Origin of the sequence: Sorangium sp. So ce1504 (genome assembly GCF_051521635.1) — a bacterium.
Taxonomy (GTDB): domain Bacteria; phylum Myxococcota_A; class Polyangia; order Polyangiales; family Polyangiaceae; genus Sorangium; species Sorangium cellulosum_B.
The window spans coordinates 8,415,882-8,430,883 of sequence record NZ_CP150365.1; the positions used below are offsets into that span (position 1 = coordinate 8,415,882).

Annotated in this window: 14 protein-coding genes; 8 read left to right on the forward strand and 6 right to left on the reverse strand. The window is 72.8% G+C overall.

Features of this window, described 5'->3' with window-relative positions:
• Nucleotides 1-389 precede the first annotated feature (389 nt).
• The 3 genes from WMF39_RS31645 to WMF39_RS31655 all read left to right on the forward strand — a co-directional run bounded on the left by WMF39_RS31645 (nucleotide 390) and on the right by WMF39_RS31655 (nucleotide 3,353).
• The gene (locus WMF39_RS31645; RefSeq protein WP_437740202.1) at nucleotides 390-704 is read left to right on the forward strand and encodes a DUF6968 family protein; all 315 of its coding nucleotides are present in this window, start codon (nucleotides 390-392) and stop codon (nucleotides 702-704) included.
• A 505-nt stretch (nucleotides 705-1,209) separates the two neighbouring features.
• On the forward strand, nucleotides 1,210-1,518 hold the full coding sequence (locus WMF39_RS31650; RefSeq protein ID WP_437740203.1) for a DUF6968 family protein: 309 nt from the start codon (nucleotides 1,210-1,212) through the stop codon (nucleotides 1,516-1,518).
• 974 nt (nucleotides 1,519-2,492) lie between these two features.
• The gene (locus WMF39_RS31655) at nucleotides 2,493-3,353 is read left to right on the forward strand and encodes a hypothetical protein (RefSeq protein WP_437740204.1); all 861 of its coding nucleotides are present in this window, start codon (nucleotides 2,493-2,495) and stop codon (nucleotides 3,351-3,353) included.
• Between the two features lie 53 nt (nucleotides 3,354-3,406).
• On the opposite strand, the gene WMF39_RS31660 is transcribed toward WMF39_RS31655, so the two are convergent.
• Entirely contained in the window at nucleotides 3,407-3,688 is a 282-nt protein-coding gene (locus tag WMF39_RS31660) for a helix-turn-helix domain-containing protein (RefSeq protein ID WP_437740205.1), read from the reverse strand.
• A 315-nt stretch (nucleotides 3,689-4,003) separates the two neighbouring features.
• On the opposite strand from WMF39_RS31660, the gene WMF39_RS31665 reads away from it, so the two are divergent.
• The 4 genes from WMF39_RS31665 (at nucleotide 4,004) to WMF39_RS31680 (ending at nucleotide 8,819) form a co-directional block, all read left to right on the forward strand.
• Complete coding sequence (locus WMF39_RS31665; RefSeq protein ID WP_437740206.1) at nucleotides 4,004-4,504, forward strand: RNA polymerase sigma factor; 501 nt, start codon at nucleotides 4,004-4,006, stop codon at nucleotides 4,502-4,504.
• Between the two features lie 290 nt (nucleotides 4,505-4,794).
• A complete protein-coding gene (locus WMF39_RS31670; protein ID WP_437740207.1) occupies nucleotides 4,795-7,509 on the forward strand; it encodes a vWA domain-containing protein in 2,715 nt (904 codons plus the stop codon).
• A 154-nt stretch (nucleotides 7,510-7,663) separates the two neighbouring features.
• Nucleotides 7,664-7,906 (forward strand): hypothetical protein, encoded by a 243-nt coding sequence (locus WMF39_RS31675; protein WP_231864310.1) that lies wholly within the window; start codon nucleotides 7,664-7,666, stop codon nucleotides 7,904-7,906.
• Nucleotides 7,907-8,048: 142 nt separating this feature from the next.
• Nucleotides 8,049-8,819 carry a high-affinity nickel-transport family protein gene (locus WMF39_RS31680; RefSeq protein ID WP_437740208.1) on the forward strand — a complete coding sequence of 257 codons (771 nt, stop codon included), beginning with the start codon at nucleotides 8,049-8,051 and terminating at the stop codon, nucleotides 8,817-8,819.
• Nucleotides 8,820-8,865: 46 nt separating this feature from the next.
• Here WMF39_RS31680 and WMF39_RS31685 read toward each other — a convergent pair whose 3' ends face one another.
• The 5 genes from WMF39_RS31685 to WMF39_RS31705 are packed head-to-tail and all read right to left on the reverse strand — an operon-like array spanning nucleotide 8,866 to nucleotide 13,716.
• A complete protein-coding gene (locus WMF39_RS31685) occupies nucleotides 8,866-9,624 on the reverse strand; it encodes a response regulator (protein ID WP_437740209.1) in 759 nt (252 codons plus the stop codon).
• Between the two features lie 4 nt (nucleotides 9,625-9,628).
• Nucleotides 9,629-10,768: an ATP-binding protein gene (locus tag WMF39_RS31690; RefSeq protein WP_437740210.1), complete on the reverse strand. Its 1,140-nt coding sequence runs from the start codon at nucleotides 10,766-10,768 to the stop codon at nucleotides 9,629-9,631.
• Entirely contained in the window at nucleotides 10,768-11,289 is a 522-nt protein-coding gene (locus tag WMF39_RS31695) for a Rab family GTPase (protein WP_437740211.1), read from the reverse strand. Before WMF39_RS31695 ends, WMF39_RS31690 begins: the two co-directional genes overlap by 1 nt.
• A 3-nt stretch (nucleotides 11,290-11,292) precedes the next feature.
• Nucleotides 11,293-13,071: an OmpA family protein gene (locus WMF39_RS31700; protein ID WP_437740212.1), complete on the reverse strand. Its 1,779-nt coding sequence runs from the start codon at nucleotides 13,069-13,071 to the stop codon at nucleotides 11,293-11,295.
• Between the two features lie 54 nt (nucleotides 13,072-13,125).
• Entirely contained in the window at nucleotides 13,126-13,716 is a 591-nt protein-coding gene (locus tag WMF39_RS31705) for a hypothetical protein (RefSeq protein ID WP_437740213.1), read from the reverse strand.
• Between the two features lie 312 nt (nucleotides 13,717-14,028).
• Between WMF39_RS31705 and WMF39_RS31710 the strand changes: the two genes are divergently transcribed.
• The gene (locus WMF39_RS31710; RefSeq protein WP_437740214.1) at nucleotides 14,029-14,997 is read left to right on the forward strand and encodes a hypothetical protein; all 969 of its coding nucleotides are present in this window, start codon (nucleotides 14,029-14,031) and stop codon (nucleotides 14,995-14,997) included.
• Nucleotides 14,998-15,002: the final 5 nt, after the last annotated feature.

Below are 15,002 nucleotides of genomic sequence, written 5' to 3' on the forward strand. Positions count from 1 at the left end.
TGGACGAGGAGACCCTAGAGTCGAGCGAGTTGCTCACAGGAGCAGACAGGAGCAGAAGAGAGGTGCCAAGACGCAGTAGACGAGGGGGTCGATATCTGGCGTCTCATGTGCGGGGCAGCGATGGATATATTTTTGACACGTCCGGAAGTGGCTCACTGCATGTCGGAGGGCAACGAAGGGCGAGTCGCGGGCTACAAGAAGTGTCGTTCCAGTTGCCCTACTGCATGCTTCGCGCTGTCGACGCGATGGGAGATTTACTGCGAAGAGCGCGCGCCCGTGCTCCTGAAGAGCTACTGTGAACAGGCGCGACAAATGGGCAGAGGAAGTGCCTGAGCTCCTGTTGAGCTAGGGCGCTTGACATCGCCGACGAGCGCGCTAGCTGGTGGCGCATGGCGGACGTGATCGCGCAACGTACCATCGAGCTGACACTTCCGAACGGGACGCAAGGAAGCATCCGAGTTCGAGTGTGGGAACCCGAGTACAGGCCAAGGCCATCCGCTCCGTTCTGGGAAGCTGACGTGGAAGTCGCTGGAGCGGGGAAGACCCATAAGACCAACGGCGTCGGTATCGATGCTTTCCAGGCGTTGTACTGCGCGCTTCAACTGATCCCGTCGATGCTCGTCATTTATGAGGACTTGGGCCGGCTCTCGTGGCTCGATGCGGAGTGGCTCGGGTTCCCGGAGATCAAACTCACTGAGCCGTGACTCCGGCGCGCTGACGCGCGAACGCGCGGCCGGACCAAGGGCGAGCCGCTGACCACAATATAGCCAGTTGGACATAGACGGCGGCCCCGCGCGCCGGCGTCCACCTCGATGGCGGCGAGCTCGCCGGTGAGGGAAACGACGGCACGCGCGGCCGCCCGAAAGCCGCGCCGCCCAAGATCGCCGCGAAACGTCGGGGCTTCGTGCCCGGTCGCTCGCCTGGCGCGGTTGTCCCTGGAGGAGATCATCCCTGGCCGAGGACCGCCCCGCGGCGCGCCCGTGCCGCCGACGCCGGCCGCTCCGCCCTCGGGGGCGAGCCCGACCACGTGAACGGTGCCCGCGCCGAGATCGCCGCCGCCTACCTCGACCTCCGCGCCTGCGCTGCCGCGGAGAAGGCGCCGCCCAGCTCGCCTCGATCCCTTGCCGGCAGCGCGCCGAGCTCGGGCCAGGGGGACGCGTCGTTCCCCCTGACCTGGACGCCGCACGGCACCGTCGCTAGCTGGGGGTCATGCCGGACCCGATCGCTGAACGCACCCTCACGCTGACACTACCGAACGGGAGCCAAGAAAACATCCAGGTGCGGCTCTGGGCGCCCGAGTACAGGCCAGCAGCCCTGTGCTGGGAAGCTGACGTTGAAGTCGCTGGGGCGGGAGACAGACATAAGTCCCATGGAGCCGGCGTCGATGCATTTCAGGCGCTGTATGGCGCGCTCTATTTGATCCCGACGATGCTATCCAAAGTTGAAGCAGCTGGCCGGCTCTCGCGGCTCGAAATGGATTGTGTCGGGTTCCCAGAGATCGACACTTCGCTGTCATGAGCCCATGGCCTCGTCGATCTCGCCGACGCGCACCTCGACCTCCACGGCCGCGCTATCCGCTCGACGCCATGTAGGGGTCCTGGCGGCAGTCTGCCGGGAAGCAGGCTCCAAGGGCAAGGAATGCGGGAAAGAGGGCAACCGCAAGGGCGCAAGGGGCGCAAGGGGCGCAAGGGACCAAAGACGAGATATTCTCTTGCCTGCCCCTTGCGCCCCTCGCGCCCTTGCGGTTGCTCTTCCCTTCTGTTGATTTCCTCGGGATTCTAACGTGATCGGTGCTCACTCCAGCAGCACAGGCGCGAGGATCGGGCTGTAGCGCAGGCGTCGCATGACCTCACTCTGGGGGCTCGGGGGTGGGAATCGCCCCGTCCGTGGGGGCGTCCTCTTCGCTACCTCCATCGGGGCCGGAGGCGAAGCGCGCTCTACGCTGTCCGCGTCGCCCGGCGCCGTGCCGGCACGTGCCGGCGGCTGCCCCAGCAACCCCGGGACGCGTGCCAGCACCCGCTGGTACAGCTCCTCGGACCTGCTGGCACGCTTCCTCGAAGCCGCTGGTATGCCTCCTCGGACCTGCTGGCACGCTTCCTCGGACCTGTGGGTACGCCTCCTCGGACCTGCTGGTACGGCTCCTCAGACCTGCTGGTACGCCGCCTCGGACCTGCTGGTACGGCTCTACGGACCTGCTGGTACGGCTCTACGGACCTGCTGGTACGCCTCCCTGGACCTGCTGACACAATTCCTGGCCGTCTCGGCGGTGCTGGCCGCGCTCCCGGCCCGCTGGCCGCGCTCCACGGTCTGCTGGCCGCGCTCCACGGTCCGCTGGATTCGCGCCCCGGTCTGCTGGGACGCGTCCCGGGCGCGCCGGCGCAGCCCCCCGGCGTCGACACCGTGCTCTCCGGACGGCCGAGCCCGTCCGGGCCATGACGAGCTCTACCGTGCTGTTACGCTCGCCCGCTCGCCACCCCCACTGGAGGTAGGTTATGGGAATCGAACTCTCACAAGAGCAACACGCCGTCCTGAAGGAGACCCGCGCGGTCGCTACCCCCGCGGAGTTCCAGGCCCTCCTCGATACCGCGCGGCCCGAGATGGACCGCATCCTCCGCGAGGTCATGGAGCCGAGCCAACCCGTCTCGACCACCCTCACGGAGCTCCGGGACCTCTATCTGGCCGTCGTCCAGCACGAGGCGCACCTCGCGAGCAAGGCCTATGGCCCCGAGCGTCGCGCGCTGCTCCGCGGCGCCATCCAGCTCCTCGACACGGCGAACCTCTGGTTCGGCGAGGGCAAGCGCACCGGCGCCTATCAGGTGCGGCCCATCGACCAGGTGATCAAGGCGAGCCGGCCCTGGCGCGCGCGCCTCAAGGCGTTCGCCGACCAGGCGTTCGCGTTCGAGCCGGACGTCGCCGAGCAGTTCGCCGACGTGAACACGAGCGGCACGCTCACCGAGGAGACCAGCGATCTCGCCATGCTGCTCCGGCTCGCCCAGCAGCACCAGGCCCGCCTCGCGCCCGTCGGCCTCACCGAAGACTTCCTGCGCGAAGGCAGCGCGCTGCTCGACGAGGTGAGCGGCCGCGACCTGCTCGGCATCCTCGGGTTGCGCAACCGGGAAGAGGCGATGGTGCTCCGCAACTCCATCGTGACCTACGCCACGCTGCTAGGGAACGAGGCGCGCGCCGCCGGCGTCAACGCTTGCTGGGACATGCCCGAGGTCAAGCGTCGCTTCGGCGCCACCTCGTTCCGCAACGCCCTGCGGCGGCTCCGCCCGAAGCGCCGCGGCAGCGCCGCCCCCGAGGCCGAGCCGGTGCCCGCCGAGCCCGCGTCCGCCGAGCCCGCGCCGGTCTGACCCGCTCTATCCGCTCTCCTGAATCTTTCAGCGAATGCCGCCCGGAAGGCGGATCACCGCTCGCGGGGTCGTGCCTTGAGTGGCCGGCCCCGCTTCACCGGCGGAAGCTCCCGCTGACGGAACAGCACCCCAGGCCGGACGCCGAGCACGTCAGCCAGCCTCACAAGGACGGCCACCCCGACGTTGGTCTTGGCGCGCTCGACCTTCTGAAGAAAGCCGAGGGCGATTCCGGCTGCGCTGGCGAGCTCTTGCTGCGTCATGCCGCGCTTCAGGCGGATCCGGCGGACGTTGGCCCCGATGAAGCCGAGCACCTCCTCCAGCCGCGCATCAGGCATGGCAAAGGCGCCGCCTCTGCTGCGATCTGGAATAGCATCTCATATATCTCATTTGTGTTGCCGCGCTCCCGCTGCGCCACCTAAGCTCCCCACAAGCAAGTGCTGCCCGCGACGGCGCCAACCGTCCGGGCAGCGTGGCCGAACCCCGCAGCAACGAGGTCCGACATGGAAACGGTACGTCCACGCCCCGAACAGGGCCAAGAGATCGATCCGCCCTCACGCCGCCGCCCGCGCTCCACGGCGCGCGGCAGGCTCGCCCGCCCGCCCGAGCCCCGACACCAGCCACCTCACCCCGCCGTCTATCTCGAAGCCGCCGTGCTTCTCGAACAGCGCCCGCTCATCCGCAGCACGCTGCGCGCCCGCGGCGTCCGCGCCGCGGATCTCGACGACGTCACGCAGGAGACCGTGCTCGGCGCCTTTTGCAGCATGCGCGCCGGCCGCTTCCGGCCGTCGCCCGATCAGCCACCGGGCGACGCCTTGCGCGCCTGGCTGGCCGCGGTCGCCTCGCGGCAGGCTTCGCATTACCGCGACAAGGCGCACCGCCGGCACGAGGTGCCCGCGGTCGATCCCGACCGGCTCGCTCCCCTCGTAGCTCCCTCTCCGGAGGAGCGCATCGTCGCGCGCGGGCTGCTCCGTGCCTTCCACCGCCTCCGCGCTGAGCTCCGCGAGGTCCTGGCGCTCACCGCCACCGGCCTGACGATGCGCGAGATCGCGGCGGCGCTTGCGATCCCGAGGCCGACGGTGGCCACGCGGCTCCGCATCGCGCGGCGCCTCTGCGCCCGGTCCCTCACCCGCCGGCGGAGGTGGCCCCGATGAGCAGCGCCCCCGTCGACGGCTGAACGTCCCGCTCCAGGCGCACGTCATCGTCACGCCCAGCGGGCGGTACCACCCCGTCCTCGAGTAGGCCATCGCGGGGGCGTCACCCCCGCCTCACCTAACCCCCTCGCCGCCGGAACCTCCCCGCGCCGCCGCTGTCATTCCGCAGGCACGACGGACAGCCGGCCAGCGCGGCCGAGCGCCCGCCTGAAGGACGCGGATCCGCGCGTCCTCCGCGCGGTTCCTGAGGACGTGAGCGCGCCGCTCCGCGCGGCGCACAGGGGAGATCTATGCCCAGCGCGAACACGACGGACGCCGGGGATGGCGGCGCCGCCACCGATCCGAACCTCACCGCCGCGAGGCAGCCCGACGCGGCGAGCACCGGCGAGGCCGCCGAGACCCCGGTGCGCTCCGTGGAGATCGTCATCTCCTGGGGCACGACCGTGCTCTTCGTCCAGCACCTGACGCCGCCGCGCGCGTTCGACGTCGGTGAGGGGCGCGACGACGGTCGCCCGTGCGACTGCTTCCTCCCCGAGCGCGCGCTCGGCGCGCGCCGCGCGCCGCTCCTCGAGGTCGACGGCGCCGGGCGCGTCGGCTTCGTCCTGCTGGGCGCCGCGACGGGGACGCTCGCGCTCACCCCCGGCGGCGCGCCGCTGTCCGCGGCCGCGGCGCGGGAGCTGCACGCCGGCGCGGAGCGCGCGTCGATCCCCGGGGCCACGCTCGTGCCCCTGCCCGCGCAAGGGCGCGTGGACGTCGAGATCGCGGGTGTGCGGATCCAGATCCGCGCCGATGCCGCCGCGGGCGAGCGCGTGGGCCGCTCGCTCGTGAGCCGGAAGAGCCTCGCCCTCCACGCCGTCTCGGCGGCCCTGCACCTCGGGCTCCTCGGCGCCCTCGCTCGCTGGGCGCCGCCCCTCGTCGACCCGTCCACGGGCATGAGCGCGGATCGGATCGCGCTCGTGCAGCAGTACCTCGCGTCCGCCGACGAGCGCGAGCTGCGCGCGGCGATCGAGCGCGAGGGCGAGCCCGCCGCCGACGCGAAGGAGGGCGGCGCAGGGACGCGAGCCAAGGGCGAGGAAGGGTCGATGGGCCACCCATCGTCCACGCCGCGCGCGGGGGCGACGGGGAACAGGTGGGGGGTCAAGGGCCCGAGCGACAGCCCCGATCCGCACGTGGCGCGACAGCAGGCGCTGCGCGACTCGGCCGAGTTCGGGATGATCGGGCTGCTCAACGCCGGGGGCGGCGGCGATCCGAGCGCCCCCACGGCGCCGTGGGGGCTCGACGGCGCCGCGTCGTCCGCAGGCGGCGCGGGCCTCCCCCTCGCCGGCCACGGGGGCCTCGCCGGCGAGAGCGCGGCGCCCGGGCTCGGATCCATCGGGACGATCGGGCACGGCGCGGGCGCCGGGTCGGGCCAGGGGTTCGGGAGCGGCCACGGGCGCGCCGGCGCCTCCTCGCCGCCGGTCTCGGCGCGGAGCGCGGCCGCCTACGCTCCGGAGCCCGAGGTCGCCCTCGATCCGAACGGCCGCTTCGCCACCACGTACCGGCCCGGGGGCGGCCACCTGGCCGCGTTCGAGGCCGCCCTCGCGCGCGGCGTCGTGCCCGCGGCGGAGCGCGAGCTCGTCGGCGACGTCGCCGCCCGCTACGCCCCGGAGGTCCCGCTCGCCCCCGACAAGGCGCTCGGCCTGCGCGCCGACCTGGAGCGCGCCGCGCTCGGCCCGGGCGGCGGCGCCTTCCACCTGCGCCTCGCGCTCCGCTCCGCGGCGGCGGCGGCGGCGGCGCGGCCGCACCTCTCCGTGCACCTCGTCCTCGACACGAGCGGCTCGATGGCCGGCGCGCCGATCGACAGCGCCCGCCGCGCCGCGCAGGCGCTCGTCGATCGGCTCGCGCCGGCCGACGACTTCTCGCTCACCGCCTTCTCCAGCGACGCCGAGGTGGTGATCGAGGACGGCCCGGTCGGCCCGCGCCGCGCGGCGATCCGCCGCGCCATCGAGGGGCTCCGCGAGGGCGGCGGCACCAACATCGGCGCGGGGCTCTCGCTGGGCTACGCGCAGGCGAGCCGGCCGGGCATCCCCGAGGACGCCGTGCGCGTGGTGCTGCTCGTCTCCGACGGCCGGGCGACGAGCGGCCTCACCCACAGCGAGCGCCTGGCGCGGCTCGCCCTCGACGCCTTCCAGCGCGGCATCCAGACGAGCGCGCTCGGGCTCGGCGACGACTTCGACGGCCAGCTCATGAGCTCGATCGCGAGCGACGGGGCCGGCGGCTACTATTACCTGCGACACCCGGAGCAGATCGCGCCCGCGCTGTCGACCGAGCTCGACAAGCGCCTCGACCCGGTCGCGACCGCGGTGGAGGTGCGCGTGCGCCTGAAGGCGGGCGTCGATCTGCTCCGCGTCTACGGTTCGCGCCGGCTGGACGGCGCCGAGGCCTCTCGCGTCCGCGCCCAGGAGATCGCGGCCGACGTCGCCGCCCAGTCGCGGGACCGGATCGCGGCCGATCGACGCGACGACGCCGAGGGCGGCATGCGCTTCTTCATGCCTGTCTTCGCCCGCGATGATCGGCACGCGCTGCTGCTCAAGCTGAGCGCCGGCCCCGGCGCGGGGAAGCGAAACGTCGCGACCGTCGAGCTCAAGTACAAAGATCGGCTCTCCAAGAGGAACGTGATCGAGGAGATCCCCATCGAGGTGCGTTATGCGGACAGCGACGCCGCCAGCGCGGCGTCCGTCGACGCGTCGATGACGCGCACGCTTCAGGGCTTCGCCGCGGGCGAGTCGCTCGCGGAGGCCGCTGCCCGCGTGGCGCGCGGCGATCGCGCCGGCGCCGCCGTGCTCCTCTCCGAGCGCGAGGGCATCCTGCACGAGGCCGCGACCCGGCTGAACGAACCGCTGTTCCTGGAGGATGCGGCGCGCCTGTCGCGCCTCCGCGCGCACATCGGCGCAGAGCAAGGCCTCGGCGATCCGCTCGTGCTCGCGATGTTGCTGGAGACGGCGGGGCGATCCCGCCTGCGCTGACGCGCAATCGCAGCGCGCGCACGGGCGGAGGCGTCGCCCAGGTGGTAGGCTGAGCGCGGCCATGACAGACAGAGTCTCATCGACCGGACGCGCTGCGCTGCGAGAGTCGCTGCTCCAGTTCTCCGCTTTCGCCGACGCGCTCGAGTCCCGATCCATGCGCGAGGCCATCGATGCCTGCATCACCGTCCTGGACGCTCCAGGGCCGCTCGACAAGCGCGACCTTGCCCCGTGGCTCAAGGTCGTCCACGAGCGCGCGGCCGATGTCTTTCGACGGGGTATCCGTCAGACCACGGGTGTGCTGCGCCAGCAGATGATGCACGGCCTGAAGCAGGCTGAAGAAGACGCGGTCTGGATGCAGCAGGCCATCGACGCGCTCAGTCGAGACCGCGCGAACTGACATGCTGAGCTGAAACAGCGCTCGTCGCCCCCGCGCAGACGACGGCTCGCCGCGACAGGCCGAAGCGAGCCGGCCGGAGGCGGGAACAGGCGGCCGCGCACAGCGTGACACGACGCGCGCCGTCCGTGCTACGAGAGGGGACATGTTCGCCTCGGCGTTTCCGCTGCTGCTCCTCGGCTTCTCTCTCGGGATGCGCCACGCCACCGACGCGGACCATGTGATCGCGGTGGCGACCGTCGTGAGCCGGGTCCGGAGCCTCGGGACGGCGCTGCTGATCGGCGCGATGTGGGGCGTCGGCCACACGCTCACGCTGATGGTGATCGGCGGTGGCATCCTGCTCTTCGGGCTCGTGGTGCCGCCGCACGTCGGCCTGGCCATGGAGCTCTCGGTCGCCCTGATGTTGATCGGCCTCGGGGTGTACCACCTGGCGCGGCTCTACCGGGCGGTCCGGCGGGGCGAGCCGCCGGCGCCCGACGTTGCTCCGGTCGAGCCTGTTGCGCCTGTTGCGCAGGTTGCTCACCACGACGGCCACCGGCACGACCTCGGCTGGGCGGACCGCGTGTTCGGCGGTTCGCGCGTCTATGCGAGCCTCCGGCCGCTGCTCATCGGCGTGGTCCACGGCCTCGCGGGCTCGGCCGCGGTGGCGCTCCTCGTGCTCACCACGGTGCGCGACCCGCGGTGGGGCATCGGCTACATCGCGCTGTTCGGCGTGGGCACGATCGCCGGGATGACGCTCATCACCGGGGTGCTCGCGCTGCCGTTCGCCTACGCGCGCGCTCGCACCAGCGGGATACACTACGCCTTCGGCGCCGTCGCCAGCCTCCTCAGCGTGGGGTTCGGCCTGTTCCTGGCCTACGACATCAGCTTCGGATCCGGGCTGTTCACCGCGAACCCGCGGTGGACGCCAGGCTGACGGCGCCCGGGTGGGCCGCGCTCGCCGAAGGGGCGACGCCCGGCGCTCACCGGCTCGCGGTCGACCAGGCGCGCTCGGCCTCGCGCGGCGACGCCGGCGCGAGGTGCGCGTCGATCTGGGTCATGAGCCAGTCGAGGAACTCGTCCTTCAGGATCGTTTGCGCCACGTGCAGATCGGTCCAGACGGGCGCGCGCGCGGCCGCCCGGTCGCTCGTCTGCACCACGACCGGGATCGTGCAGAACCTCGCGTCGTCGCGCATCGCGCGGATGAACTCCACCCCGTTCATGACGGGCATGTGGACGTCCACGATGGCCAGCGCCACGGGCTCGCGCGCGAGCAGCTCCAGGGCGTCGCGCCCGTTCTCGGCCTCGAGCACGCTGAAGCGCGGCTCGAGGATCAGCCGGTAGCACTCCCGGATGTCCGCGTCGTCGTCCACGACGAGGATGGCTACCCCCTCGACGGCGCCGAGCACGCGCTCGACGGCGGCGCGGAGCTCCCCCGCGGTGACGGGCTTGCGCACGTAGCCGGCGACCCCCCGCAGGATCGCCTCTGCCGGCTTGTTCACGACGGAGACGAGCATCACGGGCACCCGCTCGCGCGACTGCACCAGCCGGTTGAAGGCGAAGCCATCCATCTCGGGCATCAGGAAGTCCGCCAGGATGAGATCCGGCGTCCACGTCCGGAGGAGCTCCAGCGCCGCGCTCCCGCCGCGCACGGTCCGGACGTCGTACGCCGCGCCTTGCAGCGCCTCGGCCATCCACGCGAGCGTCCCCGAGTCATCGTCGACCAGCAAGAGCTTGGCCATGGCATCACCCCCCTTGCGCCCCGCCGCCACCCGCCTCGCCCGCCGCGCCGACACGCCGCAGCCGGAGCCAGAACCTCGCCCCACCTTCCGGCCGCGCCTCGTACCCGATCGCCCCGCCCCACCGCTCCACCGCGATCCGGGCGCCGTAGAGCCCGAGGCCGCTGCCCGCGCCAGGGTCGTGGCCGTGCGCGAATTTCTGGAACAGGCGCGGCGCGATGGCAGGGGAGACGCCAGGCCCATCGTCCTCCACCGTCACGCGAGCCCACCGGGGCTCATCGTGCACTGCGACGCGCACCGACCTGCGCGGAGGCGTGAACCGGAGCGCGTTCTCGACGAGGTTGGAGACCACGCGCGCGAGCCTGGGCTCCTCACCGACGACGGTGCACGGCCGCGCGCAGCCGATCTCCGGCGGCGCCTCCAGGCACACCCCCCGGCTTCGCGCCATGGGCAGGAGCGCCTCGACGACCCGAGCGACGGTGCCGCGCACGTCGACCACCGCGGCGACGTCGCCGCTGGAGGCGTCGGACGCCATGCCCTCGGCGGTGAACACGTCGAGGATCTCCCGGATCAGCTCGCGCTGCCGCAGGGCGGCCTTCAACGCGACCGCGGCGAGCGCGCCGCTCTTCTCCGGGAGCGGCTGCTCTCCCAGCAGGGACAGCGCGCCGAGGAGGCTGTTCAGCGGGCCGGAGAGGTCGTGAACGATGCAATGGACGAGGACATCCTTCCGCTCGACCTCGCGCGACAGCGCCTCGTGCACGAGGTGAAGCTCGCGCGCCCGCTGGAGGACGCGGCGGCGCTCCTGGAACAGCGCGTCGTTCCGGGTGATCACGAGCAGCCGCGACGAGCCCACGCGGAGCGCCGTCGCCTCGAGGTGAAGCGCCTCGTCGCCGATCATCTGCGTCCAGAAGTCGGATTGCACGCCCGGCGCGCCTTCCGCGGACCAGGCCCGCTCCGCCTCGGGGAGGAACACCTCCAGAAAGGGCAGCGCGCGATCGATCGGGAGCGGCGAGTCGCGCCACGGCGGCGCGAACCCGAGCCTTCGGAACCACGGCGGCGGCTCGCCGCGGATGACGAAGGTCCCGTCGTGCAAACGCTCGAGGACGAGCTTGTCCAGCGCAGCGAGGAGCCACGTGTCCACGTCCATCAACCCCGCAACGAAGGCGCTTCGCTCGCCAGCATGGCGCGCGTCAGCGCGTTGAACGCGCCTTCGACCCCGGCGCCGGTCTTGGCGCTCGTCCTCGTGATCCAGAGGCCCGCCCTCCTCAGCCTGGCCTCGGTGGCATCGTCGATGTCCCACGCCGCGGTGAGATCGGCCTTGTTCAGGACGACGACGGCCGGGACCTCTCCGACGATCGTCCGCGCAGCGGTGTAGAGGCGGAGCCCGGTCTCCGCCGTGAGGCGCCGCGTGCCGTCGATGACGAGGAGCCAGCCCGCGGAGCCGCGCAGGTACGATGTCTGGACGGACTGGAACTCGTCCTCTCCGCTCAGGTCCCAGAGGATGAGGTCGAGCTCGCCTTCATCGCACATCACGCGCCGTGTCTCGATCGTCACGCCGATGGTCGTCCGGTAAGACTCGGAGAAGATGCTGCGCACGAAGCGGGCGACGAGGCTTGTCTTGCCGACCCCCGTCGCGCCCAGCACGCAGACCTTGCGTTTCTCCGCCATGACTCAGTCCTTGCTCTCCGCGTGCAGGTCCACAAGGAAGATCACGCTGCGCGCGCGGCGCTCGTCCGGGCCGGCGAGGCACTCGGCCCGCGCCGCGCCCCCGGCGCAGGACGGGGGCACGACCTCGCGCCGCGTTCCCCCGCCGCTCGCTCGCAGGCGATCGGCCGGGATCCCCCGCGCAACGAGCTCGGCCGCGACGTGCTCCGCGCGGGCCTGGCTGAGCGCTCGGTTCGACGCCTCCGATCCGACGGGATCCGCATAGCCGATCTCGCGGATCTCGGCGATCATGCCGGCCTCGCGCGCGCGGGCGATCAGCCGCCCGGCAGCGGCCGCGACCTCGTCGAGGCGCGCAGCCTGCTCGCCGGAGAGCCGCGCGGCGCCGCGGCGGAAGAGGAGCTCCATCGCCTCGAGGGAGCGCGCCGCCGCGCGCGCGCGGTCGATCGACTCCTGCGCCGTCAGGCCCTCGCCGTCGAACCCCGAGACGCCGGGGAGCACCGTTGCCGACCAGCGCGCGCGCTCGATCCAGCGCTGGGGCGCGACCCCGCTGGCCACGACGGCGCCGCCGCGCAGCGCCAGGGTGACCCCGGGCGGCGGCTCCAGAGCGCGCGCCACCCGGCGCTCGACGATCTGCGGATGGAGCGAATAGAAGGGCTCGAAGCGCAGGATGACCTCCTGGCGCACGGGGCCGCCGCGCTCGAGCACGGCCCTCGGGTCCGCGGCGAGCGGATCGCGAAGGCCCGTGAACACGACCTGGCCGGCGCGCCGCTCCGCCGCGGTGACCAGCAGGCCGGGCTCGCGCCGCAGCGCCTCGCCCCAGCCGTCGACGCGGCGCTGATCCTCGCGCGAGGCGCGCACCGAGAAGACGAGCGCGGCCGTGACGACCGCGGCCAGCAGGGCGGCCGCCGCGAGCACGGCCCGAGCTCGGCGCGGGACCGGCTGGCGCTGCTGCTGGAGGCAGCGCGAGAGCAGCTCGCGGGCGCCCGAGAACGGCGTCCGATCGCCGCGGAAGCCGGCGAGCTCACCGCCGTACGAGAGGTGGACGCGCTCCAGCGTCTCGCACAGCACGAGCCCGTACGCGGGCGGCGCCACGCCGCGCACGATGGACACGAGGAGCGCCGACGGGCCGTGCTCGACCCACCCTGTCAGATCGCCCACGCGGAAGCGCTCCAGCCGCGCGTCGGTCCGGAACGCGTCGTGGGCGAACGCGTCGATGGCGGTGAGCATCGCCGTGACCTGATCGGGATCCCTGTAGGGGATCTCGTCGGCGCTGAGGTGCTCGAGGACGAGCCCCGTCCCGCGGTGGACAAGGAAGAGCTGCTCGGTCCGGTAGATCATCGAGCGGAGCAGCACCACCTCCGCGAAAGGACGCCCCGTGCGGCGCGCCTCGACGCGCCAGCGCACGCTCCGCCAGGACAGGCCGAGGGCGGCCGCCTCGTTGAGGCGCTGGATCATCGCCCGGAGAGCGCAGCGCACGGCCTTGCGGATGGCCGGCCCCATGGCGGGGGCGATCGCGTCCGCGAACGACCCCGGGTCCTGGCGCACGCGCTCCTGGATCGCGCTGGTGAGGAGCGGCTCCAGCGCCCACGAGAGCGCCTCACCCCTCTTGCGGCTCTCGATCACGGCCTCGGGCAGCGCCCCCGCGACCATCTCGACCATGGACTGGTCAAGCCGCTCCTCGATCCGCTGGATCCGGTGCTGCTCAGGGCCCACGAGCAGGGGGCGGAGGTCTTCGAGCGTCTTTCTCGGCGGAGGCGCCTCGCGGCGCGCTCTCGGCTCTCGCATCGTTCTTCTCCGGACCGCCGCGCCCGCTCCGCTGGGCGGAGCGGCGCGGCCGCCTCACGCTGCCTCGTCCGAGCGGCGCTCCGCCTTCTGGTACCGCTCCGACGCCGCGGCCGCCTCGCGCGCCGGCGCGTCCGGCGCGAGCGCTTCGGCGCCGTCGGCCCACACGGCGGCCAGCTCGCGCTCGAGCATCGCGCTCAGCTCGCTCCGCGTACGCCGCGTCTCGTCGACGAACGCCTTGGACTGGTCGAGCATCTGCTGCCGGAGCTCGCGCTGCGTGCGCCCCACGAGCTCCTCCAGCCGCTGGACCCGCTGCGCGATCAGCTCGAGCGCCTCCCGCGACTCGCGCGCGACGCTGCCGAGCGCGCCGTCGGCGGCCGCGCGCTGGGCCTCGATCGACGCGCCGAGCGCCTCGATCTCCCTGCGCATGTGCGCCTCCAGCATGTCCAGACGCCGCCACGCTTCACTCCGCAGCTCCTCCGCCTGGGCGGCGACCTGAGCGTCGGTGTGCGAGAGCCGGCGAGCGAACTCGCGGAACTGGGCGCCGCACAGGATGTCGCGCACCTGCTCCAGGCTGTTGGTGATCGCGGACTCTGCGTGTCCTGCGGTGGCTTCGTGCTCCGCCCGCCCGCTCGTCCTCATGGTCATGATCAAGGCCCCCTCTCCGTGCGTGCCACGCGTGTCGCGTTCGGCGAGCCGAGCTCGCTCGTCATCGCGCTCCCGTATCGCTTCGTCGCGCTCGCGACGCCTCACCGAGCTCGCTCCCCCAGGTTTTCTCTTCCGTCTGGACACGATGCCCCTCGCTCATCACGTCACGCGCTGCGCAACATGGGTCAGCACCCTGGTCGCGGGTAGCCCTCGGAAGGCCGCGGGGGCGGCCGCGGCTCGGCCGGGGAGCCGCTCGGCTGCTCCGCGGCGCCGCGCTGAACAGGAGCTCTCGGAGCCCGGTAAGATGCTCCCATGCGAACTCCGCGAACCTCCCTGGTGGCCGCGGCCTTCCTCGCGGCCTGCGGCGCTCCGGCCGGCGGCGCTCCTTCGGCCAGCGCTCCTTCCGCGAGCGCTCCTTCCGCCAGCGCCGCCGCCTCGGGTTCCAGCTCGCCCCCGGCCGCCCCGCCGCCGGCCCCGCAGGCCGCCGCCCCCGCAGCCGCGGCCTCCCCGGCGCCGGCGCCCTGCGGCGCGCTGGGCTGCCTCGCCTTCGATACGCCGGCCCAGGCCTTCGCCCACGTCCTGGAGAGCGGCCCGCGCGTGCTCGCGGTGGGCGAGGCGCACGCACAGCGAGGCGCGGAGGGCATCCCGTCGGCGACCCGACGCTTCACGGAGCTCTTCCTGCCGGCGCTCGCCGGCCGCGCCTCCGATCTGATCGTCGAGCTCTGGGCCGTGGACCCGCGCTGCAAGAAGGAGCAGGTCGCGCGGGTCGAGACGGAGCAGCGGACGGTCACGCAGGGCCAGGCGGCGCAGAACCAGGACGAGTTCCTCGCGCTCGGCCACGCGGCGAAGCGGCTCGGCATCCGGCCCCACCAGCTCACGCCCTCGTGCCAGGAGGTCGACGCCATCGTGCGCGCGGGGCCGGACGCGGTGACGGCCATGCTCGAGATGATCGCGCGCCAGACGGCCGCCGAGGCGAAGGCGCTGCTCGGCCGCGAGGACGCCGCGGGAAAGATGGTGATCGCCTACGGCGGGGCGCTGCACAACGACGTCGCCCCGCGCCCTGGACGCGAGCGCTGGAGCTTCGGACCGGAGCTCTCCGCGATCACCGCCGGGAAGTACGTGGAGCTCGATCTCATCGTCCGCGAGTTCATCAAGGAGTCGGAGTCCTGGCGGGCGCTGCCGTGGTATCCCCATTTCGACAGGGAGGAGCACCCGGACAAGGCGGTGCTCTTCAACCCCGCGCCGGGCTCGTACACGCTCATCTTCCCGCGCTCGTCCTGAGCCGG